This window comes from Rhodococcus sp. TAF43 (assembly GCF_052113525.1).
In the GTDB taxonomy this organism is placed as follows: Bacteria; Actinomycetota; Actinomycetes; order Mycobacteriales; family Mycobacteriaceae; genus Prescottella.
The window spans coordinates 25303-47602 of record NZ_JBFRDL010000025.1; the positions used below are offsets into that span (position 1 = coordinate 25303).

Genomic DNA, 22300 nt, shown 5'->3' on the forward strand with positions numbered 1-22300 from the left:
GATGGATATAGCGCGCACGAGCACAACACTCGAATCCTAGGCGATTGCCCCAGGACGATTCGAACGAGTTCGAAGACCGGTCACGAGTCCCGATGCTGGACGCGCGCGCTGGCGTACAGGCAGATGGAGGCGGCCGTCGCGAGGTTGAGGCTCTCGGCGCGCCCGCGAATGGGGATCCGCACACGGTGATCGGCCCGCGCCGCGACCGCGGGATCGAGCCCGTGCGCCTCGTTGCCGAACAACCAGGCAGTGGGACGGGCCAGCAGGTCGTCGGCCTCGTCGAGGTCGACCTCACCGTCGGCGGCGGTCGCGAGGATCTGGATGCCGGCGCCCGACAGCGTGTCCAGCACCACGTCGGTGTTCCGCTCGCGCACGATCGGCAGGTGGAACAGACTCCCGGCGGAGGAGCGCACACACTTGCCGTTGTGCGGGTCGACGCTGTCGCCGGCGAGGATCGCCGCGTCGGCGCCCACCGCGTCGGCCACCCGGATGACGGTGCCCGCGTTGCCGGGTTCACCGATCGCCACCGGCACCGCCAGCAGGCGTGTCGTGGAGGCCAGCGCGGCGTCCAGCGGCACGTCCAGCAGATCGCAAACCGCGACGACACCCGGCGGGGTGACGGTGTCGCTCAGGGCACGGATCGCACGATCGGTGACGAGCGAGCTGCGGACGCCCGCGACGCGCGCCTTCTCGATCAGATCGGGGTATCGCGGGGCCGCGTTCTCGGTGTAGAAGAGCTCGTGCACCGGCACGGACGCGAGCGCCTCGGTGACCGCGTTCTCACCCTCGGCGAGGAACCGGCCCGCCTTCCTGCGCTCTGCGCCGCGCAGGAGCTTGACAGCAGAAACGACCCGTGGAGTCCGTTCGGTGAACGGATCCACGGGTCGATCCCGGAACTGCTGACTCAGGCCGCTTCTCCGGCCGGAGCGTTGACGTCTGCCGGCAGAGCAGCCTTCGCGACCGCGACCAGGCCGGTGAACGCCTCGGCGTCGGAGACGGCGAGCTCGGCGAGGATCTTGCGGTCGACCTCGACACCCGCAGCCTTCAGGCCCTGGATGAAGCGGTTGTAGGTGATGTCGTTGGCGCGAGCCGCAGCGTTGATACGCGCGATCCACAGCTTCCGGAAGTCGCCCTTGCGCGCGCGACGGTCACGGTATGCGTAGGTCATCGAGTGGAGCTGCTGCTCCTTGGCCTTGCGGTACAGGCGCGAACGCTGTCCGCGGTAGCCGCTCGAGGCCTCGAGAATCGAACGACGCTTCTTCTGGGCGTTGACTGCCCTCTTTACGCGTGCCACTGCAAAATCCTGTCAATCTTCGGGGCGCTGGTGCTGCCCCGTGTGGTCAGTAGGGGAAGAGCTCAGATGCCGAGCAGGCGCTTGATGCGAGGAGCATCGCTGTCGGCGACGACGGCCTTGCCATCGAGGCGACGGGTCACGCGGGAGCTCTTGTGCTCGAGCAGGTGGCGACGTCCGGCCTTCTGGCGCAGGATCTTTCCGCTACCGGACACCTTGAATCGCTTCGCGGTGCCGCTATGGGTCTTCGACTTGGGCATGGAGTCCTCAGTTCTTGTGTTCTCTGTACTTCGGTCTTGCGTGAAGTGGTCTGGCTAGCTGCTCGGCGCGGGAGCAGCGCCACCGTCACCGGTCGCCGGCTTCGGCGGAACGGCCTGGGCGCCTTCCTGTGCCTTCGCGCGCGTCTTCGCACCCTTGTGCGGGGCCAGCACCATCGTCATGTTTCGACCGTCCTGCTTCGCGGAGGTCTCCACGAAACCGAGGTCGGCGACGTCGGCGCCGAGACGCTGCAGCAGACGGAACCCGAGCTCGGGTCGAGACTGCTCGCGACCACGGAACATGATCGTGACCTTGACCTTGGATCCGGCCTCGAGGAAGCGAATGACGTTCCGCTTCTTGGTCTCGTAATCGTGATCGTCGATCTTCGGGCGGAGCTTCTGCTCCTTGATGACGGTCTGCTGCTGGTTCTTGCGCGATTCGCGCGCCTTCTGCGCCGTCTCGTACTTGAACTTGCCGTAGTCCATGATCTTGCAGACCGGCGGACGGGCATCGGGAGCCACCTCGACGAGGTCGAGGTCTGCCTCGAGGGCGACGCGGAGCGCATCTTCAACACGCACGATCCCAACCTGTTCACCGCCGGGTCCGATGAGGCGAACCTCGGGAACGCGGATGCGATCGTTGATGCGGGTCTCAGTGCTGATGGGGCCTCCTAGGTTGAGCGGTGCAGTCCGGTGACCGCGCCGCAGCCCGTGCGCCCTCTACCCCAACAAGAAAGCCCCGCGTCAGCGACAGAGTCGCCGTGCGGGGCCCGATGTCGACCGGTCACACACCAGCCCCGAGATTTCGGGCCTGCCGTCCCTTCGTGAGATCGAAGGAGCCGCTCGGGAACCGATCTGAACGATCAGCACTGATCCGTGCGGCGACCGGACCACTGAACTGCACCTGACGGCGCCGCGCAGAGGTGGGAGTCGGACTCCACTTTGCTGCCCTGGCCGAGGCCGAGGGCGGTCGTGACGAACAGCGTAGCACCCATCGAGACGCCGATCGAATCGCGCCCGCCCGCGTCACCCTGTCGCGGCGGCCCCCGCACGCGGATGGAATCCTCTTCACCATGACGCAGAACCCCGATCCGGCCGATTCCGTCCAGCACGCCGAGGACGATCTCGACGACGTTCGCGAACTCGCCGAGGTTCCCGCGATCGAGGTGATCAGCCGCGCCGCCGTGATGCTGATGAGCTCGGCCGCCGAGAAGCTCGGCCTGTCGGACGCGGACCCGGACAACAGCCCCCACCTCGACCTCGACGAAGCACGCCGCGTGATCACCGCACTCGCCGGACTGGTCACCGCCTCGGTCGAGTACCTCGGCCCGCACGCCGGCCCGATCCGCGAGGGCCTGCAGGCCCTCCAGCGCGCCTTCCGCGAGGCGTCGGCGCACCCCGACGAGCCCGGCAAGGGCCCGGGCGAGAAGTACACCGGACCGGTCTACTGAGCACCCGCCGGCCCCCGGCCGGCACCGACACCCGGTCGCCGACACGGCACGCGCCCTAACCTGCACACATGGCCGCAACGAACAAGACCCAGGCAACCGACGCGAGCGTCGCAGAGTTCCTCGACAAGGTCGCGGATCCGACCCGGCGGGCCGACGCACTCGAGCTGCGGTCTCTGATGGAGTCGGCGACCGGGGCGCCGGCGACGATGTGGGGCACGAGCATCGTGGGCTTCGGCACGCGGTCCTACCGGTATGCGAGCGGCCGATCGGGCCGGACGCCCCTGATCGGCTTCTCCCCCCGCGCCTCTGCGCTGACTCTGTACCTGACCCTCGACTTCGACGCCGAGGCCGCCGCTCTGGCAGGCCTGGGTCCTCACAAGCTGGGCAAGGGCTGCCTGTACGTGACCCGCCTCGATCGAGTCGACAAAGCGACCCTGGTCGACCTGATCGCACGTTCGGTGACTGCAGGTCGCGAACTCGACGAGAACTGAAAGCCCGTCGCCGGGCGGCGCTTTCATACGTGCGGCCCGCGCGAACTGGTCAAACGCTCAATTCCAGCGGGCCGCCGAACCGATTCGGCGCAACACGAAGAATCGGTCAGCGGACGTCACACCCGTAACGCCCGTCACATTGGCAGCGTCCACCTCGTGTGATCGAGATCATATACCCTCCCCCACCGGGCCCTCGAGCCTCGAGGGCAGAACCGAAGGAGCTACCCATGGGATCCATCTCCACCATCCTCGGCGGCCTGCTCGGTGCACTCAGCGGCGGGCAGTTCGACATCGCGGCACTGCTGGGCTCCCTGGCCGGCGGATCGGGCCAGCAGCAGCCCGCTTGATCGAGCGTCGGCTGACAGCTTGACGGCGGTGGGGACCTCGGTCCCCACCGCCGTTCGTGTCTCGAGACCGCCACACGGTTCCTCGGCGACGGAGTCGCGCCGTTCTATCCGACGGCGGCGGCCTTCTTCACCCGCTTCCGGGGCGCCGCTCCAGCCTTGCGGGTGGCCGCCTTGGGCGCCGCCGCCCCGTTGCCGGCCGCGGACGGCGTTTCCAGAACTTCCTTCAGGAACCGACCGGTGTAACTCTCCGGCACTGCCGCAACAGCTTCCGGAGTTCCCTCCGCGACCACCGTCCCGCCACCGGAACCACCTTCGGGTCCCATGTCGACGATCCAGTCGGAGGTCTTGATCACGTCGAGGTTGTGCTCGATCACGATCACCGTGTTGCCCTTGTCCACGAGCCCACCCACGACCTTGAGCAGCTTTCGAATGTCCTCGAAGTGCAGGCCGGTGGTCGGTTCGTCCAGCACGTACACCGTGCGGCCCGTCGACCGCTTCTGCAGTTCGGCGGCGAGCTTGACCCGCTGCGCCTCGCCACCGGAGAGGGTGGGCGCGGGCTGCCCCAGCCGGACATAGCCGAGGCCGACCTCGACGAGCGTCTTCAGGTACCGGTGGATGGACGTCACCGGTTCGAAGAATTCGGCGGCCTCCTCGATCGGCATGTCGAGGACCTCGGCGATGGTCTTGCCCTTGTAGTGCACCTCGAGCGTCTCGCGGTTGTACCGAGCGCCGTGACACACCTCGCACGGAACGTAGACGTCGGGCAGGAAGTTCATTTCGATCTTCAGGGTGCCGTCGCCCGAGCACGCCTCGCAGCGACCGCCCTTGACGTTGAACGAGAACCGGCCCGGCTGGTAGCCACGCACCTTCGCCTCGGTGGTGGCGGCGAACAGGGTCCGGATCTTGTCGAACACGCCGGTGTACGTGGCTGCGTTGGACCGCGGCGTGCGACCGATCGGCGACTGGTCGACCTGCACCAGCTTGTCGAGCTGGTCGAGCCCGTTGATCCGGGTGTGCCGGCCGGGCACCTGACGGGCACCGTTGAGCTTGTTGGCCATCACGGTCGCGAGAATGTCGTTGACCAGTGTCGACTTCCCCGAACCAGAGACGCCGGTGACCGAGGTGAGCACGCCCAGCGGGAAGCTCACATCGATGCCCTTGAGATTGTTCTCGCGAGCGCCGACCACGGTGACCTGACGCTTACGGTCGACGACCCGACGCACGGCCGGCACGTCGATGGTGCTGCGACCGGAGAGGTACGCACCGGTGAGCGATTCCTGGTTGGTCAGTAGTTCCTTGTAGGTACCGCTGTGCACCACACGGCCGCCGTGCTCACCCGCGAGCGGTCCGATGTCGACGACCCAGTCGGACGTGCGGATGGTGTCCTCGTCGTGCTCGACGACGATGAGCGTGTTTCCGAGGTCGCGGAGACGCGTCAGGGTTTCGATGAGTCGCCGGTTGTCGCGCTGGTGCAGACCGATGGACGGCTCGTCGAGCACGTACAGGACACCGACGAGGCCGGAACCGATCTGCGTCGCCAACCGGATGCGCTGGGCCTCGCCGCCCGACAACGTCCCGGCTGCGCGGGCCAGCGACAGGTACTCGAGTCCGACGTCGAGCAGGAATCCGAGCCGCGCCTGGACCTCCTTGAGGACCTGACCGGCGATGGCCTCCTCGCGGGAACCGAGGGTGAGGCTGTTCAGGAAGGCGGCGCAGTCCGCGATCGACAGCTCGCAGACCTGCGCGATCGACTTCTTGCCGTACGTCGCTGACGCGATCGTGACGGAGAGGATCTCCGGCCGCAGGCGGGCGCCGTTGCACGCGGGACACGGGATGTCGCGCATGTAGCCGTCGTAGCGCTCCTTCATCTGCTCCGACTCGGTCTGTTCGAGCCGACGGTGCAAGAACGGCATGACGCCCTCGAACTCGGCGTAGTACGAGCGGGTGCGGCCGTAGCGGTTTTTGTACTTGACGTGGACCTGCTCGGTGCTCCCCTCGAGGATCGCCTTGCGCGCCTTGGCCGGGAGTTTGTTCCACGGCGTGGTCATGTCGAAGCCCATGATGTCGCCGAGCCCGGACAGCAGGCGCCCGAAGTACTCGGCACTCTGCCCCATCGACCACGGCGCGATGGCGCCGTCCTCGAGCGAGAGCTCGGGATCCGGGACCACCAGGTCGGGGTCGACCTCCTTGCGGATCCCGAGTCCCGTGCACTCCGGGCAAGCGCCGTACGGCGAGTTGAAGGAGAACGAGCGCGGCTCGAGGTCGTCGATCGCCAGCGGGTGGCCGTTGGGGCACGCGAGCTTCTCCGAGAACCGGCGTTCGCGATCGGACGCATTCTCGTCGCGATCGACGAAGTCGAGCACGACGATGCCCTCGGCCAGGCGCAGCGCCGTCTCGACCGAGTCGGTGAGCCGCTGCTTGGAGCTCGCCTTGACGGTCAGGCGGTCGACGACCACCTCGATGTCGTGCTTCTCCTGCTTCTTCAGCTTCGGAGGATCGGTGAGGGGATGAACCACACCATCGACCCGCACCCGCGAGTAGCCCTGCGAGTTGAGCTGCTCGAACAGGTCGACGAACTCGCCCTTGCGGGTACGGACCACCGGTGCGAGCACCTGGAAGCGGGTACCCTCCTCCATCTCGAGGACTTGGTCGACGATCTGCTGCGGCGTCTGCCGCGCAATCTGCTCGCCACAGACCGGGCAGTGCGCGGAACCCGCGCGCGCATACAGCAGGCGCAGGTAGTCGTACACCTCCGTGATGGTGCCGACGGTCGACCGCGGGTTGCGGTTGGTCGACTTCTGATCGATCGACACCGCGGGCGACAGGCCCTCGATGAAGTCGACGTCGGGCTTGTCCATCTGGCCGAGGAACTGACGCGCGTACGCGGACAGCGATTCGACGTAGCGTCGCTGCCCCTCGGCGAAGATCGTGTCGAACGCGAGGCTGGACTTGCCGGAGCCCGACAGACCCGTGAAGACGATGAGGCTGTCCCGGGGCAGATCGAGATTGATCCCTCGCAGATTGTGCTCACGCGCACCTTGCACGATCAGGCGATCCGCCACACGTAGTCCCTTCTCGGTTTCGACCTTGGCGCGGACACACTCGTCCGGGCGCAGCCCATGGTAGGCGTGGGCACCGACAAACTCCCCGACCAGCAGATTTCCCGGTGATCGGCGGCGGCGATCCGCAACGCCCCGATTCGACGGTAGCCTCCCGATCATGGAGCAGCAGCGCATCATCATCGACGACGACTACACCGGCGACCTGTCCGCGGCCTCGGGCGCCCAGCGTCGTACCGTGCCGGGCGCGACGATCGTCAAGATGTCGGTGGGCCCGATGGACAACAACACGTACCTCGTCACGTGTTCCGAGACCGGAAAGTCGCTGCTCATCGACGCGGCGAACGACGCCGAGCGGATCGCCGCGCTCATCGCGCAGCAGGCGCCCCAGCTCGAGCTGATCGTCACGACCCACCAGCACCACGACCACTGGTTCGCGCTCGCCGAGGTCGCCGGCAGCACTGGTGTTCCCACCGCGGCGCACCCGCTGGACTCGGAGATCCTCTCCGTCACCCCCTCGCGTGCGCTGAACGACGGCGACCTCGTGACGGTGGGCGATCTCACGCTCGAGGTGATCCATCTGGCCGGGCACACGCCGGGTGGGATCACGCTCGCCCTGACCGAGAAGAACGACGGCGGCCGCGTCCACCTGTTCACCGGAGACTCGCTGTTCCCGGGCGGCGTCGGCAAGACCCCGGACGCCGAGCGGTTCACGTCGCTGATGGACGACGTCGAGACCAAGCTGTTCGCCCGTTTCCCCGACGACACCGTCTTCTACCCCGGCCACGGCAAGGACTCCACCCTCGGCGCCGAGCGCCCGCATCTCGACGAGTGGCGCGAACGCGGCTGGTAGCCAGGAGCAGGTGGGCGCTGCGCCGGTCAGCCCTCTGTACCGTCTTGCGTGCCCGCACGCAGAAACTCGTCCAGGACCCGGAAGAACCGGTCGGGCTCGTCCAGATGCGGGAAGTGACCGGCGTCGGGGAAGATCTCGATCCGGCTGTTCGGCACTTCCTGTCGAACATTCTCCGTGTGGTGCGCTGGAATCATCGTGTCCTTGCCGCCCCAGACGAGCATGGCAGGCAGAGTTTCGAACCGCGGAAAGTGCTGCTTCGCGCTGACGGTTTGGCCGCGCGGACCCACGACCGCACGGACGGACGCCAGAAACGCTTCCCGGGTGGCCTTGTCGGCAACGGTGCCCAGCGAGCGCCATGTCTCGACGGCACTGGGGCTCGGCTGCACGGGCAGACCCAGGCGACCCAAGTGCCGGAGCGCGGACTCGGTGTTTCGGCGCACCCAGCCGGACGCGAGAATCGGCAGTACCAACTCACTGCCCGGCAATGTCGCCGCCTTGAGATACGTGCTCACCTCGGGGCCGAGTCCACCGCTGCTCACCAGGCACAATCGCTCTACCCGCTCGGGAAAGAGGTACGCCATCTGCATGACGATTCCACCGCCGAGCGAGTGGCCCACCAGTGGCGCCGATGCGATCTTCAGGCATTCCATGAGATCACGCACTGTCGCGGCGTGAGAGCTGAGCGAGTAGTCACCGCGCGGCTTGTCCGAGTCGCCATGCCCGAACAGGTCAGGCGCAACGACACGGTACTTCTCGGCGAGCATGTCGATCTGCGGACCCCACGACTTGTGCGAGCCGAGCAGTCCGTGCACGAGGATCACAGGCGGGCCCTCGCCGAGGTCGACGTATGCGAGAACGTCCTTGTGGAAAACTACGGACTCGAGCTCGTATTGCGGCATTGTCGCCCTTCCGTAGCTGGGTCAGCCGACGCATCCCAACCTACAAGCGGATCGGACGCGACGACCAGGGCCGCCACGAAACCGGTCGGGCCCCGGGTGCTCGGGGACCRGCTGCCGGTCGATCCGAAGTTCGGCAAGAACACCATCGGGCGGATGCGAACGGCGTAGGTTTGGTTCATCGACGAGACGCCCTCGACAGTGGGCGCCGGCGATCGGGGAGCAGACGGCCATGGACACGTCACGAGAGCCCAGTCGGCGATGACGCGCTTCGAGATCGACCCGCGTCGTATCGACGCGGTGATCGTCGATTTCGACGGCGTCACACCGCCACGGCGTGAGTCCGCTGTCGGCACGGACCAGACCACAGCGCTCGAATCCACCGTCGCCCTTGTCCGAGGGCTACAAGCCATCGGAGTCGGCACTGCGGTGGTTTCGTCCGGGCCCCGCTGGGCGCAGGTCCTGGATTCCGGCGGGCTCGGCGACCTGGTCTCGGTCGGGACCGACACCGCGACCACCGGCGGGGCCACGCCGCCCGCGCCGGCCGCGGCAGCCCGCCGACTCGGCAGCCCTCCCGCCCGCGCCGCGGTGATCGTCGGCTCCGCGGCGAGTGCCAGCGCGGCACGCAGCGCTGGATTCGCACTGGTGATTGGAGTGGCTCCCGACAGCCGCTCTGCAGAGTTGCACCGTGCCGGCGCGAATGTGGTGGTGGCAGAGACGGACCAGATCGGCATCCGCACCCACGACCGCCGTATGTCGGAGATCCCCAATGCTCTGACCTCACGGCACCAGGCGTCCGCCATCCTGCGGACCCGGCGCCCAGCCGTGTTTCTCGACTTCGACGGCACCCTGGCACCCATCGTGAATGATCCCGCGGCGGCTGTCCCGGTCGCGGGGATGACGACGGAACTCACCAGGTTGGCACGCTATTGCCCGCTTGCAGTGATCAGCGGCCGCGACCTGTCCGACATCCAGGCGCGGGTCGGTGTGCCGGGAATCTGGTACGCGGGCAGCCACGGGTTCGAGCTCACCGGACCGGATGGACAGTACTACCGGAACGAGGCGGCCTCGGCAGCTGTCGCCGACCTCGAGCGGGTCGCCGAAGCTCTGCGGAAACGCATCGGTGCCGTTCCCGGAATTCTTGTGGAACACAAACGTTTCGGTGTGGCGGTGCACCACCGAAACGTCGAGTCCGACCGGGTAGAAGAGGTCGTCGCCGCGGTACACGAGGTCGCGGCCAGCGAAAGCCGCCTCCGAATCTCGAACGGACGCATGGTGACCGAGCTCCAGCCCGATGTCGACTGGGACAAGGGGCAGGCCCTCCTCTGGGTGCTCGAGCACATCGAGGGCGCAACGGAGCTGCTACCGGTGTTCGTCGGCGACGACCTCACCGACGAAGACGCATTCGACGCCGTAGCCGATACCGGGGTCGGGATCGTGGTCCGCCACGGCGAGCACGGGGATCGGCGGTCGGCGGCGCAGTTCTCGGTGGACAGCCCGGAGGAGGTACGCGAACTACTGCAACGACTGGCGGACCTGCTGGGCAGCGATCCATCGACGACGCCGCCACCAGGAGACCCGTGGACGGTGTTCTTCGAGGGGTACGACCCATCCACCGAGAAGCTGCGCGAGGTCATGTGCGCCGTCGGCAACGGATACTTCGCGACCCGAGGGTGTGCACCCGAAACCGCCGCCGGCGTCGTGCACTATCCGGRCACCTACGCTGCGGGAGTCTTCAACCGTCTGCGGGACGACATCGGGGGAAACCTGATCGAGAACGAGAGCATGGTGAACCTGCCGAACTGGCTCCCCGTGACGTTCCGGATCGAGGATGGGCAGTGGTTCGACATCGACACATCCGACCTGCTCGAGTATCGCCAGTACCTCGATCTGCGCCGTGCGGTTCTGACCCGGAGGTTCCGATTCCGGGRCGAGGCCGGCCGGGTCACGTCCGTCGTCCAGCGGCGATTCGTCGCCATGCACTTCCCGCACGCGTGTGCGCTCGAGACGACGATCGTGCCCGAGAACTGGTCCGGCCGAATCGAATTCCGATCGGCTCTGGACGGAGCAGTCCAGAACACCCTCGTCGAGCGCTATCGGCGTCTCGACGGCAAGCACCTGACACCGATGCACGCCACCGCCGTCTCGGACGACACGGTGCTGTTGGTGGTGCAGACCAATAAATCGCGGATACCGGTGGCGATGGCGGCCAGGAGCACGGTGTGGCGCGATCACGAGCGCGTCGAGTCCGTGTCGCGCCGCCTCGACGTCGACGGTCGAATCGGGCACGACATCGCCGTCGAAGCCGCATCGGGTGAGCCGGTGACGCTGGAGAAGATGGTGACGGTCTTCACCGGCCACGATCATGCGACGTCCGAACCGGGGGACGCCGCCATCCGCTGGCTCGACCGTCTCCCCCGATTCGACGCAGTGCTCGACGGCCACGTCATGGCCTGGGCGCACCTGTGGGACAGCGTGGGTATCGAGCTCGAGGGCCACGGTCACGCTCTGCGGATCGTCCGGCTTCACCTTCTCCAGATGCTGCAGACAGTCTCCCCCAACACTGCAGACCTGGACGCCGCCGTGCCTGCGCGCGGGCTCCATGGAGAGGCGTACCGGGGTCACATCTTCTGGGATGAACTTTTCGTTTTTCCGGTGCTCAACCTGCGCCTACCGACTTTGACCCGGTCGCTGCTCCGCTACCGCCACCGGCGTCTGAGGGAGGCAAGGAGGGCGGCGATCGAGGCAGGCCGAACAGGCGCCATGTTCCCGTGGCAGTCGGGCAGCGACGGCCGTGAGGAGAGTCAGCAGCTACACCTCAACCCGATCTCCGGTCGCTGGATCCCAGACCCGAGCCGACGCCAGCACCACGTCGGAATCGCCATTGCCTACAACGTGTGGCAGTACTACCAAGTCACCGGCGACCTGGAGTTCCTCATCGCTTTCGGCGCCGAGATGCTGATGGAGATCGCCCGCTTCTACGCAGGGCTCGCGTCGTACGACGGGGCACGCGGCCGGTACACGATCCGCGGCGTCATCGGCCCCGACGAGTTCCACTCCGGCTACCCGGGGGCGCCCTTCGACGGTGTGGACAACAACGCGTACACCAACGTCATGTCGGTCTGGGTACTTCTGCGAGCTATCGAGGCACTCGAGTTGCTCCCGTTGCAGATCCGGTCGGATCTGATGCAAGCCCTTGGACTGCACACACAGGAGATCGCCCGTTGGAAGGAGATCAGTCGCAGAATGTTCGTCCCCTTCCACGACGGAGTCATCAGCCAGTTCGAGGGGTACGGCCAGCTGGCCGAACTGGATTGGGAACGCTACCGCCGGCGCTACCCTGACATCCAGCGCCTCGACCGCATCCTCGAGGCGGAGGGCGACGACGTCAACTGCTATCGCGCTTCCAAGCAGGCCGACGTCCTCATGCTGTTCTACCTGCTGTCCGCCGACGAGCTACGCGAGCTGCTCGAAGGACTCGGATACGAGTTTCCCGGCGAGAACATCCCCCGGACCATCGACTACTACCTGACGCGCACGACGCACGGCTCGACGCTGAGCAGCGTCGTCCACTCGTGGGTGTTGGCTCGAGCGAATCGGAGCCAGGCAATGGAGTTCTTCGACCGAGTACTCAAATCGGATATCGCGGACATCCAGGGTGGTACTACGTCGGAGGGTATCCACCTCGCCGCGATGGCCGGCAGCGTCGATCTGGTCCAACGCTGCTTCTCCGGGCTGGAGACCCGCGGTGATCGACTCGTGTTCTCCCCGCTCTGGCCCGAATCCCTCGGCACACTGGAGTTTCCCGTCTTCTACCGCGGGCACCGTCTGCTGGTGCAAATCAGTGGGCGACGGGTGCAGGTCAGCGCTGGGGCCGGCACCCAGCCTGCGATCGAGATCGAGTGCCGCGGCCGGGTGGCGGAACTTCATCCAGGATCCACTGTCACATTGAGTTGAGCCCGCACGCTGGAGAACCCGGTAAACAGGTGCTCGGCGACAACCGAACCCGCCCGGCGGCCCGCCGACTTTCCATGCCGGATGGGAGCAGTCTGGCTACGGTGGAAGTCGAACCTAGGTTGGGAGGCCGTCCATGATCGTTCGCCGAATTGCCCGCCCGTTGCTGTCCACCGTGTTCATCGCCGGTGGAATCGATTCCCTGCGAAGCCCGGCACCGAAAGCGCAGGCCGCCGGCCCGTTTCTGGAGAAGAGTGTCGAGACGTTGCCGGCCGCGGTGACCCAGCGGGTCCCGTCCGACCCCGAAACCCTCGTGAAGATCAACGCCGCGGTCCAGATCGGTGCCGGCGCGATGCTGGCGCTCGGCAAGGCGCCACGGGCGTCGTCGCTCGTCCTCGCCGGAACACTGGTCCCGACGACGCTCGCCGGACACGACTTCTGGAACGTCGACGATCCGCAGCAGCGCGCGATGCAACGCATGCAGTTCTTCAAGAACATGACGATGCTCGGTGGGCTCCTGATCGCGGCCGTCGACACCGAGGGCAAACCGTCGCTCGGGTGGCGCGGACGTCGGGCGGCCCGAAAGGCGCAGGCCAAGGTCGCTGACGCCGTCTCGACCAACGGCGACGACCACGCCCTGGCCGTCGTGTCGGACCGAGCCCGGACCGCGGCAGAACAGGCCGGCGAACGCAGCGGTGAACTGCTCGACGCCGCCCGTCAGCGCGGCGCGGTGCTTGCACACCTCGCCAAGGAGCGTGGCACCGAACTCACCGAGGTCGCCCGTGAACGGGGGCCCGTGCTCGCCGAGTTGGCCAAGGAGCGCGGCACCGAGCTCGCCCAGCTTGCCCGCGAGCGCGGCACCGAGTGGGCCGCGACGGCCAGCGAGCAGGGTGAGGTTCTGAGCCGGCGGGCACGGAAGCAGGCCGAGCGGGCACTTGCCACCGCGCGGGCGAAGGCCGCCGAACTCCAGGACTGACCCAGCACACCGGCTCGGAAACTCACACCGTCAAGCGAGGTGATGACTATGCCCACGAATCGCGCGAACGATTCGGACCCGCATCTGAAGGACCAGGAGCTGTACGAAAAGCTCAGGGACGAAGGCGAATCCAAGGAGAAGGCAGCGCGGATCTCCAACGCCGCCGCGAACGAGGGCAGGTCCTCGGTGGGCCACAAGGGTGGCAAGGCCGAGAACTACGAGGACCGCACCGTCGACGAGTTGCGGGAGCGTGCCAAGGAACTCGGGATCACCGGATACTCGTCGATGAACAAGCCCGAACTGATCTCCGAGCTCCGCAACCACTGACGCCCGCAAGTAGCGGGAAGCGAACTCTCGTCGGATGGGCGGCGAGAAGGTCGTCGCGCAGGTCCTTGTCCAACGTGACACGGACGAGCGCCGACGCCGGCGGCGCCGTCTCACCGCCCGGCGCGAGCTCGCCCAGCCGCGCCACATCCGCGGGTTCGACGGCCTCCCGATCCGAGCCGGTCACCCGCGCGGGCCGTTCTCCGCCGGCGCCGTGCGGATCAGCTTCCGATTTGCGAACTCGAACATTCCGAGGTCGCCCAACTCCCGCCCGAATCCGGAACTCTTGACGCCGCCGAACGGCAGTTCCGGTTCGGTCGAAGTGGGGCGGTTGATCCACACCATGCCGCTGCCGATCCGGTCCGCGACCGCGCGGGCGCGATCAGGATCCGATCCGAAGACGGCGCCACCGAGCCCGTATCGGGTCGAGTTGGCGAGTTCGACGGCCTCGTCCTCGTCGGCCACGCGATAGACCACTGCGACCGGACCGAACAACTCCTCCTCGAAGGCACGCATTCCGCGCGTCACATCTGTGAGCACCGTCGCCTCGACGAAGGCTCCCTGTCCGTCCGGTCCACGGTTCTCGGGGCGGCCGCCACCCGCCGCGACGGTGGCCCCCTTGTCCAGGGCGTCGTCGATCTGCCCGAGCAGTGTCTGTGCCGCGTCCTCCGACGACAGCGGCGCCAGCGTGGTCCCCGGGTCCGACGGATCCCCGACCACGAGGTCATCGAAACGCCTGGCCAGTCCGGCGACGAAATCGTCGCAGATCGCGTCCGGGACGATGAACCGCTTCGCCGAGACACAGCTCTGACCGGCGTTGAGGATCCGGGCGGCCGCCGCGGCGTCCAGGGTGCCGCCGAGGTCGTCGGCGTCGAGGACGACGAACGGGTCGCTGCCACCGAGTTCGAGGACACACTTCTTGAGGTGCCGTCCGGCGATCTCCCCCAGCGACGCCCCGGCAGCCTCGCTGCCAGTGAGCGAAGCACCCTGCACCGCCGGGTGCGCGATCACACGTTCCACGTCCGAGACGTTCAGGTAGAGGTTGGTGTAGACGCCCTCGGGTGCACCGGCGTCGGAGAGCAACCGCTCGAGTTCGTGAGCGGTCTGCGCGCACGAACTGGCGTGCTTGAGCAGCACCACGTTGCCGAGGAGCAGATTGGGGGCCGCGAACCGCGCGACCTGGTAGAGCGGAAAGTTCCAGGGCTCGATTCCGAGGAGCACCCCGATCGGCTCGTTCACCACCTCCGCCGTGCCGTCCGCGACGTCGATGCTGCGCGAGCGGAGGAAGCCTGGACCACGCTGCGCGTAGTAGTCGACGATGTCCGCCGCGATGTCCGCCTCGGCACGGCTTTCTTCGATCAGTTTGCCCATCTCCCGGGTGACGAGTCCGGCCAGTTCGTCCTTTCGTTCGCGCATCAGCTCGGCGGCACGGGTCAGGACCTGCGCTCGTCGTTCGACCGGCAGCGCGCGCCACCCGTCGAAGGCGTCGGCCGCCCGGTCGACGACCGCGTCCACCTGTTCACCGGCCAGATACGGGTACTCGGCAATCGTCCGGCCGGTGTACGGGTCGACGGTGTGGAACGGCCCTGCACCGGGCCCGGATGTGCCGGTGTGCTGGGTGCTCGTCGAGGTCATGGCCTCTCCTTCTGTTCGACAGCTACGACAGCAGTACCCCCGAACACGGTCCGCTAAGCCTCGAGCACAGACGGGCGCGACACCGGCCCGATCTCACCTGGGATTCTGCGGCGGACGAGCGGGCGCACTAGACTGCTTGGGCGCTTTTCTGCCGTTCCCGAACCTAGGAGACCTCTTGTCGGACGAGGCCCGTGTGCACCCCGAACTCGAACACGAGCAGGGGTACGTGACGATGCTCTACGAACGTCTCGACGGTCTCCGCGAATACGCGTCGAACCGCCTCGGCCGGGTTCTCCTCGAGACCGGCGGGACACCGCAGGCTCGCAGCGAACGCGAATCGTTCACCCAGATGTACACCGAGGACATCGCCCGCTACGACGCCGCCGAGAACGGTCTGTGTTTCGGTCGCATCGACGTCGACGACGAGCCGCGGTATGTGGGTCGCGTCGGCATCCTCGACGAGGCCGACGACTACGAGACCCTGCTGCTCGACTGGCGTGCTCCCCTCGCGCGTCCCTTCTATCTCGCCACTCCGGCGGCGCCTGAGGGGGTGACGCGGCGACGACACATCCGCAGCCGCAGCCGGACCGTCACCTCCATCAACGACGAGTACCTCGACCTCGCCGCCGCCGAGGCGAACGGTGACGGCGCGGGGGCCGGTGGTGTCGCCGGCGAGAGCGCGCTGTTGTCCGCGCTCAACGCCGCGCGGACCGGCCAGATGCACGACATCGTCGAGACCATCCAGAGCGAGCAGGACGCCATCATCCGGTCGACCCACAAGAGCGTGCTCGTCGTTCAGGGTGGTCCGGGAACCGGCAAAACCGCGGTGGCGCTGCACCGGGCCGCGTACCTGCTCTACACCTATCGGCAGCAACTCGAGAAGGCCGGTGTCCTCATCATCGGCCCCAATGCCACGTTCCTCGACTACATCAGCCAGGTGCTGCCGTCGCTCGGCGAAACCGGCGTACTGCTCTCGACGATCGGCGACCTGTACCCCGGCGTCCGGGCCACCCGAGAGGATTCTCTCGACGCGGGCGCGCTCAAGGGCTCGCTCGCGATGATCGACGTGCTGAAGAAGGCGGTCCGCGACCGCCAGGAGGTTCCGACGGCACCGATCGAACTTCGCTTCGACACCTACCCGATCACGCTGGACCGCAAGATCGTCACCCGCGCCCGYGGACGGGCCCGGTCCTCGAGGCGCCCGCACAACCTGGCGCGTCCGATCTTCGTGTCCGCGGCCATCGAGGCACTCGCCGATCAGCTCGCGGCCACCCTCGGCGCCAACATCGTCGACGGCGGCAACCTGCTCAGTCGCGACGACATCGCCGACATGCGGGACGAGATGCGTGAGGACCCGTCGATCATGTCGGCGATCGACGGACTGTGGCCCGACCTGACGCCGCAACAGGTGCTGACGGACCTGCTCCGCTCCCCCGAGCGGTTGGCGTCGGCGGCACCCGAGCTCACCGACGACGAGCGGGCGGTCCTCCTCCGCACCGAGGGCATCGGGTTCAGCGACGCGGACGCTCCGCTTCTCGACGAGCTGGCCGAACTGCTCGGTGTCGACGACGCCGCGGAACGCGAACGCGCGCAGCGACGCTGGCGGGCGCAGATCGCCGATGCACAGGGTGCGCTGGACATCCTCACCGGCTCCGCGCCGCAGGACCTCGAGGATGATCTGGACCCCGAGATCCTCATGGCCTACGACATCATCGACGCCAGCCAGCTCGCGGAACGCCAGGATCGCGGCCATCACCAGACCACGGCCGAGCGCGCCGCCGGCGACCGGACCTGGACGTACGGACACGTCATCATCGACGAGGCGCAGGAATTGTCGGAGATGGCGTGGCGAATGCTCATGCGGCGCATCCCGAACCGGTGGATGACACTCGTCGGAGACACCGCACAGACCGGCGATCCGGCGGGCAGCTCGTCGTGGCAGGACGTCCTGGGCCCCTATGTGGCGCAGCGCTGGAAACTGACCGAACTCACCGTCAACTACCGCACGCCCGCCGAGATCATGGAACTGGCCCACCGGGTACTCGAGGAGATCGACCCGAGCCAGACCGTGCCGCGGTCGGTGCGCGAATCGGGGTTCGCCCCGTGGGCCGAACAGGTTGACGAATCCGATCTCGTCGATGCGGTGCGACGCCGTGTCGCCGAGGAGACCGGACCCGGACTGACGGCGGTCCTCGCCGGACACCGCTTGGTCGAGGAGCTCGCCGACCTGCGGTCGGATTCGGTCAGCGTCCTCACGGTCAAGGACGCGAAGGGGCTCGAGTTCGACGCGGTCCTCATCGTCGAGCCCGAGGATCTGCTGGACGAATCGCCGCGCGGACTGAACGACCTCTACGTCGCACTGACGCGTGCGACGCAACGACTCGGCATCGTGCACGCACGGCCTCTGCCGGCCGTCCTGGGCCCCCTCGACGCGTCGATCGTCATCTCCGGAAGCTGATCGTCGAACCGGCTCTCCCCGACGGAACCGAAGCGGTACGGTGCCTAGGGCGCCGAGCCGCTCGGCGCCGTCGATGCAACGGCGGATCCCATCAGACGGCCCAGTAGACGGGAAGAATCGTGTCCACTCCGACCTCGCTCCGACGCGGTCTGCGCTCGGTGACGGCAGGTGTGATCGGAGCCGTCGGGATCGTATCCTCGGTCACCGCGTGTGGGGCGCCGGCGGCCTCCGACAGCGCAGCGGCGGCAACGGAAACGGTCACGACCACACCGGCGTCGGAACCCGCGACGACCGCTTCCGACGCCCGCACGGCCCGCTATGCGCGGGCGGTCCTCGCCGGCGGGTTTCCGCCGGTGGTCCCGGATCCGACGCTGTTCGCCGTCGGCGAGGGGGTGTGCCGGCAGCTGGCCGCCGGCACACCCGACGCGGTGGTCCTCGAACAGCTCCGCCCGGTGAGCGACTATGCCGCCAGCCTCTCCGGCGGTGCGCTGACCGGCGAGAGCGCCGCGCAACTGCTGCTGAGCGCCGCTCGCACCGACTTCTGCTGAACGCGGCCGATCAGCGCACGGTGTGCACGATCAGGACGTCCGACGTCGACTTGCGTGCGGCGTCGGACGGCACCGATCCGAGCAGGCGACCGGTGATGGTGTTGAGTCCGCGGTTGCCGACCACGAGAAGGTCTGCCTCGACCTCGTCGACGAGCGCGAGCAACGAGTCGACCGGCGCACCGACGACGGCGCGTTCGACGATCTTCTTCGCGCCGGCCGCGACGGCCCGCTCGCGCGCGGTTCGCAGAATCTCGTAGGTGGGCGCCGATCCAGTCACCTGGTAGGCGTCCTCACGCAACGTGTCCTGCGCCGCCTCTGTGTCCTTCGGATCGGCCGGGTAGTACGCGCACGCGATCACCAACTCCGCATCGGCAGCGCCCGCGAGAGCCGCAGCCTTGTCGACAGCACGAAACGACGAATCCGATCCATCGGTTCCGACGACGACGGTCCGGTAGGCGGTCATTCATTCCTCCATGTGTGCAGTTGATCGAGGACGGTGGCTGCAGTGCCCTGTTCGACCGAGATCACCGTTCGCTGCGCTGACACTAGCCGTATCGACGCAGAACCAGGTGGAATTGCGGCACAACATGCTTCATCCCCCGGTGGACGATCCACCCCTGGAACTCATTTCACCACGGGCGCCGTCGAGCACGCGCCATCCGGTCAGCGCGGCTCGCCGTAGCGCGGACCGAACAGGGTGTCCGGGAAGAGCCCGGACTCTCGGACGGTTCGTCGCCACGGCGCCGCGAGCTCGGCCAGCCGTGCCGCGCCGTCCTCGCCCAGGTGGGTCCACGGCGCCGAGGCCAGTTCGTCGGTGAGGTCCTCGACCACCTGACGTAGTTCTCGGCCGTCCTCCGTCAATCCGCCACGCTCGTCGAGCAGTTCGCGATCGCGCAGGCTCGACGCGGCGGCGTCCCACTGGCCTTGCGACCATCCGCGCCGGTTCTGGGCGAACTTCTTCTGGAATCCGATGCCGGTGGCGGTATGCGTGATCAGCGCGTCGAGGCCCCCGAGTCCGGCGGTCTGCAGTGCCGCCACGTGGCCGTCGCCGCGGTACTCGCGTAGCAACGTCAGTGCGTGCCACAGGACGAGGTGGGGCGTGTCGGGCCATTCGAGGGCCGCGTAGCCCGCGTACAGGGGCCGTCCGTCGACGCCCGGGATCCCCTGCGCCGCAATGGCCGCCAGCTGGGCCGCCTCCGACATCTCCGGGGATGCGGTGACCGCTTCTCCGAAGATCCTCCGGTAGGCGGCATCGACGCCGCGGTACCGCGCGTCGGTGATCTCCTCCGGGGCGGCGAGGGTCCAGGCCCGGGGGACGGCGTCACCGATGAGTTCGGGGTTGAAGTTGTAGAAGGTCGCGGCCACGACTCCGGCACCCACCGCCCCCATCGGTGCCGCGCGGCCCGCGAAGTAGGTCATTCGGCCGGATTCGAGCCCGACTCCGACGAGTTCCTGCTCCACCTCGGGGGCGAAGTAGGCGAGCGAGTGCAGCAGTTCGAGTGAGCGGGCGGTGCGTCCGGCGGCATGTGGGTCCATGACCGAGAACGTTAGCGGGCGTTATTTCAGGCCGGCCGCGTCCATCCCCCGCAGTTCCTTCTTGAGGTCGGCAATCTCGTCGCGCAGGCGTCCCGCGAGTTCGAACTGCAGGTCCCGCGCCGCATTCATCATCTGGTCCGTCAATTCCTTGACCAGGTCGGCCAGCTCGGCCCGCGGCATCGACTTCACGTCCCGGCCCTCGTACACCCCGGCGCTGACCGCGCGGCCCGCCTCACCCTGAGCGCGTCGGCCACGGCTGACGTTGCGGCCCGAACCACCGATCTCGACCTCGGTGTCCTCGGCCTCCTCGTAGACCTGGTCGAGGATGTCCGCGATCTTCTTGCGGAGCGGCTGCGGGTCGACGCCCTTCTCGAGGTTGTAGGCGACCTGCTTCTCGCGGCGGCGTTCGGTCTCCTCGATGGCCCGCTGCATCGAATCGGTGATCTTGTCCGCGTACATGTGAACCTGGCCGGACACGTTGCGCGCGGCACGGCCGATGGTCTGGATGAGGCTCGTGGTGCTGCGCAGGAAGCCTTCCTTGTCGGCGTCGAGGATCGCGACGAGCGAGACCTCGGGCAGATCGAGACCMTCACGTAGGAGGTTGATGCCGACCAGGACGTCGTACTCTCCGAGCCGCAGTTGCCGCAGCAACTCGACCCGCCGCAACGTGTCGATGTCCGAGTGCAGGTACCGCACCCGGATGCCGAGCTCGAGCAGATAGTCGGTCAGGTCCTCGGCCATCTTCTTGGTCAGCGTCGTGACCAGCACCCGCTCGTCCCGCTCGGTGCGTTCCCGGATCTCGTGGACGAGGTCGTCGATCTGTCCCTTCGTCGGCTTCACGACCACCTCGGGATCAACAAGGCCGGTGGGCCGGATCACCTGTTCGACGAATTCGCCGCCCGCTCGACCCAGCTCGTACGGTCCGGGGGTGGCCGACAGGTACACCGTCTGGCCGATCCGATCCGCAAACTCCTCCCAGGTGAGGGGCCGGTTGTCGACGGCGGACGGGAGGCGGAAGCCGAACTCGACCAGGTTGCGCTTGCGGGACATGTCGCCCTCGTACATCGCGCCGATCTGCGGGACCGTCACGTGCGACTCGTCGATGACGAGGAGGAAGTCCTCCGGGAAGTAGTCGATCAGTGTCGCGGGCGCGGAGCCCGCGGGCCGGTTGTCGATGTGCCGCGAGTAGTTCTCGATGCCGGAGCAGAATCCGACCTGCTTGATCATCTCCAGGTCGTACTGGGTCCGCATCCGGAGCCGCTGCGCCTCGAGCAGCTTGCCGCGGTTCTCCAGGTCCGCGAGCCGCTCCTCGAGCTCGGCCTCGATGCTCTGGACGGCATGCTCCATCCGCTCCGGACCGGCCACGTAGTGCGTTGCCGGGAAGATGCGCACGGTGTCGACCTGCCGCACGACGTCACCGGTGAGTGGGTGCAGGTAGTAGAGCGCCTCCACCTCGTCGCCGAAGAACTCGATCCGCACCGCCAGTTCCTCGTAGGACGGGATGATCTCGACGGTGTCGCCCCGCACCCGAAAGGATCCGCGGGTGAACGCCATGTCGTTGCGGTTGTACTGGACATCGACCAACAGGCGCAGCAGGGCGTCGCGGTCGACCTCGACGCCGACCTCGAGCTCGATCGACCGATCGAGGTACGACTGCGGGGTGCCGAGGCCGTAGATGCACGACACCGACGCCACCACCACGACGTCGCGCCGGGACAGCAGGCTGGACGTGGCGGAGTGGCGCAGCCGTTCGACGTCGTCGTTGATGGACGAGTCCTTCTCGATGTAGGTGTCCGTCTGCGCGATGTACGCCTCGGGCTGGTAGTAGTCGTAGTACGAGACGAAGTACTCGACCGCGTTGTTGGGCAGCATTTCCCGCAGTTCGTTGGCGAGCTGCGCCGCTAGCGTCTTGTTGGGCGCCATCAGCAGGGTGGGGCGCTGCAGCTTCTCGATCAACCACGCCGTGGTGGCCGACTTGCCGGTGCCTGTGGCGCCGAGCAGCACCACATCCTTCTCCCCCGCGCGCAGTCTGCGCTCGAGTTCCGCGATGGCCTCCGGCTGGTCACCGGCCGGCTCGTACTCGCTGACTACCTCGAACCGCGCGTCGGATCGTTCTATCTCGCTGACCGGCCGAAACTCGGAATGCGCGACGACGGGGTGCTCGGATGCAAACGCCATGCGTCCAGGGTATGCGCCGCTTCCGACAAGTTCTGATAACGCCTCG

General features: G+C 67.4%; 18 protein-coding genes. 8 read left to right on the top strand and 10 right to left on the bottom strand.

Annotation, left to right across the window (positions count from 1 at the left end):
- Positions 1-80 precede the first annotated feature (80 nt).
- From AB4Z09_RS16685 to infC, 4 genes are all read right to left on the bottom strand, one after another.
- Positions 81-881 (bottom strand): TrmH family RNA methyltransferase, encoded by an 801-nt coding sequence (locus AB4Z09_RS16685; RefSeq protein WP_442240216.1) that lies wholly within the window; start codon positions 879-881, stop codon positions 81-83.
- A 23-nt stretch (positions 882-904) separates the two neighbouring features.
- A complete protein-coding gene (gene rplT / locus AB4Z09_RS16690) occupies positions 905-1294 on the bottom strand; it encodes a 50S ribosomal protein L20 (protein ID WP_114722852.1) in 390 nt (129 codons plus the stop codon).
- A 62-nt stretch (positions 1295-1356) separates the two neighbouring features.
- Positions 1357-1551 (bottom strand): 50S ribosomal protein L35, encoded by a 195-nt coding sequence (gene rpmI, locus AB4Z09_RS16695; protein ID WP_114722851.1) that lies wholly within the window; start codon positions 1549-1551, stop codon positions 1357-1359.
- A 54-nt stretch (positions 1552-1605) separates the two neighbouring features.
- Positions 1606-2256: a translation initiation factor IF-3 gene (gene infC / locus AB4Z09_RS16700; protein ID WP_174914743.1), complete on the bottom strand. Its 651-nt coding sequence runs from the start codon at positions 2254-2256 to the stop codon at positions 1606-1608.
- A gap of 365 nt (positions 2257-2621) precedes the next feature.
- On the opposite strand from infC, the gene AB4Z09_RS16705 reads away from it, so the two are divergent.
- Positions 2622-2999 carry a DUF1844 domain-containing protein gene (locus AB4Z09_RS16705; RefSeq protein ID WP_114722886.1) on the top strand — a complete coding sequence of 126 codons (378 nt, stop codon included), beginning with the start codon at positions 2622-2624 and terminating at the stop codon, positions 2997-2999.
- Between the two features lie 68 nt (positions 3000-3067).
- A complete protein-coding gene (locus tag AB4Z09_RS16710) occupies positions 3068-3490 on the top strand; it encodes a DUF1801 domain-containing protein (RefSeq protein ID WP_442240217.1) in 423 nt (140 codons plus the stop codon).
- A gap of 451 nt (positions 3491-3941) precedes the next feature.
- Here AB4Z09_RS16710 and uvrA read toward each other — a convergent pair whose 3' ends face one another.
- Positions 3942-6899: an excinuclease ABC subunit UvrA gene (gene uvrA / locus AB4Z09_RS16715; RefSeq protein ID WP_442240218.1), complete on the bottom strand. Its 2958-nt coding sequence runs from the start codon at positions 6897-6899 to the stop codon at positions 3942-3944.
- Between the two features lie 157 nt (positions 6900-7056).
- Between uvrA and AB4Z09_RS16720 the strand changes: the two genes are divergently transcribed.
- Positions 7057-7749 (top strand): MBL fold metallo-hydrolase, encoded by a 693-nt coding sequence (locus tag AB4Z09_RS16720; RefSeq protein ID WP_114722848.1) that lies wholly within the window; start codon positions 7057-7059, stop codon positions 7747-7749.
- A gap of 26 nt (positions 7750-7775) precedes the next feature.
- Here AB4Z09_RS16720 and AB4Z09_RS16725 read toward each other — a convergent pair whose 3' ends face one another.
- Positions 7776-8648: an alpha/beta fold hydrolase gene (locus AB4Z09_RS16725; RefSeq protein WP_442240219.1), complete on the bottom strand. Its 873-nt coding sequence runs from the start codon at positions 8646-8648 to the stop codon at positions 7776-7778.
- A 258-nt stretch (positions 8649-8906) separates the two neighbouring features.
- Here AB4Z09_RS16725 and otsB point away from each other — a divergent pair, with 258 nt between their 5' ends.
- The 3 genes from otsB to AB4Z09_RS16740 all read left to right on the top strand — a co-directional run bounded on the left by otsB (position 8907) and on the right by AB4Z09_RS16740 (position 13902).
- The gene (gene otsB / locus AB4Z09_RS16730) at positions 8907-12602 is read left to right on the top strand and encodes a trehalose-phosphatase (RefSeq protein ID WP_442240220.1); all 3696 of its coding nucleotides are present in this window, start codon (positions 8907-8909) and stop codon (positions 12600-12602) included.
- Between the two features lie 133 nt (positions 12603-12735).
- Positions 12736-13575: a DoxX family protein gene (locus tag AB4Z09_RS16735; RefSeq protein WP_114722845.1), complete on the top strand. Its 840-nt coding sequence runs from the start codon at positions 12736-12738 to the stop codon at positions 13573-13575.
- Positions 13576-13623: 48 nt separating this feature from the next.
- Entirely contained in the window at positions 13624-13902 is a 279-nt protein-coding gene (locus AB4Z09_RS16740; protein WP_114722844.1) for a DUF7218 family protein, read from the top strand.
- Positions 13903-14082: 180 nt separating this feature from the next.
- Here the strand turns inward: AB4Z09_RS16740 and AB4Z09_RS16745 are convergent, their stop codons facing one another.
- On the bottom strand, positions 14083-15534 hold the full coding sequence (locus AB4Z09_RS16745; protein ID WP_442240221.1) for an NAD-dependent succinate-semialdehyde dehydrogenase: 1452 nt from the start codon (positions 15532-15534) through the stop codon (positions 14083-14085).
- Positions 15535-15766: 232 nt separating this feature from the next.
- Here AB4Z09_RS16745 and AB4Z09_RS16750 point away from each other — a divergent pair, with 232 nt between their 5' ends.
- Positions 15767-17992, top strand: a complete 2226-nt coding sequence (locus AB4Z09_RS16750) for a HelD family protein (protein WP_442240233.1) — start codon at positions 15767-15769, stop codon at positions 17990-17992.
- Between the two features lie 119 nt (positions 17993-18111).
- Positions 18112-18540 (top strand): DUF732 domain-containing protein, encoded by a 429-nt coding sequence (locus tag AB4Z09_RS16755; protein WP_147283541.1) that lies wholly within the window; start codon positions 18112-18114, stop codon positions 18538-18540.
- Positions 18541-18550: 10 nt separating this feature from the next.
- Here the strand turns inward: AB4Z09_RS16755 and AB4Z09_RS16760 are convergent, their stop codons facing one another.
- From AB4Z09_RS16760 to uvrB, 3 genes are all read right to left on the bottom strand, one after another.
- A complete protein-coding gene (locus AB4Z09_RS16760) occupies positions 18551-19003 on the bottom strand; it encodes a universal stress protein (protein ID WP_114722840.1) in 453 nt (150 codons plus the stop codon).
- A 200-nt stretch (positions 19004-19203) separates the two neighbouring features.
- The gene (locus AB4Z09_RS16765; RefSeq protein WP_442240222.1) at positions 19204-20076 is read right to left on the bottom strand and encodes an SCO6745 family protein; all 873 of its coding nucleotides are present in this window, start codon (positions 20074-20076) and stop codon (positions 19204-19206) included.
- 21 nt (positions 20077-20097) lie between these two features.
- Entirely contained in the window at positions 20098-22254 is a 2157-nt protein-coding gene (uvrB, locus tag AB4Z09_RS16770) for an excinuclease ABC subunit UvrB (protein WP_442240223.1), read from the bottom strand.
- Positions 22255-22300 lie beyond the last annotated feature (46 nt).

Excerpts from the sequence above, each read along its gene's own strand:
- AB4Z09_RS16740 (WP_114722844.1), top strand. The coding sequence starts at position 13,624 with ATGCCCACGAATCGCGCGAACGATTCGGACCCGCATCTGAAGGACCAG.
- AB4Z09_RS16705 (WP_114722886.1), top strand. The coding sequence starts at position 2,622 with ATGACGCAGAACCCCGATCCGGCCGATTCCGTCCAGCACGCCGAGGAC.
- AB4Z09_RS16760 (WP_114722840.1), bottom strand. The coding sequence starts at position 19,003 with ATGACCGCCTACCGGACCGTCGTCGTCGGAACCGATGGATCGGATTCG.
- rpmI (WP_114722851.1), bottom strand. The coding sequence starts at position 1,551 with ATGCCCAAGTCGAAGACCCATAGCGGCACCGCGAAGCGATTCAAGGTG.
- AB4Z09_RS16735 (WP_114722845.1), top strand. The coding sequence starts at position 12,736 with ATGATCGTTCGCCGAATTGCCCGCCCGTTGCTGTCCACCGTGTTCATC.
- AB4Z09_RS16720 (WP_114722848.1), top strand. The coding sequence starts at position 7,057 with ATGGAGCAGCAGCGCATCATCATCGACGACGACTACACCGGCGACCTG.
- AB4Z09_RS16765 (WP_442240222.1), bottom strand. The coding sequence starts at position 20,076 with ATGGACCCACATGCCGCCGGACGCACCGCCCGCTCACTCGAACTGCTG.
- AB4Z09_RS16725 (WP_442240219.1), bottom strand. The coding sequence starts at position 8,648 with ATGCCGCAATACGAGCTCGAGTCCGTAGTTTTCCACAAGGACGTTCTC.
- AB4Z09_RS16710 (WP_442240217.1), top strand. The coding sequence starts at position 3,068 with ATGGCCGCAACGAACAAGACCCAGGCAACCGACGCGAGCGTCGCAGAG.
- AB4Z09_RS16745 (WP_442240221.1), bottom strand. The coding sequence starts at position 15,534 with ATGACCTCGACGAGCACCCAGCACACCGGCACATCCGGGCCCGGTGCA.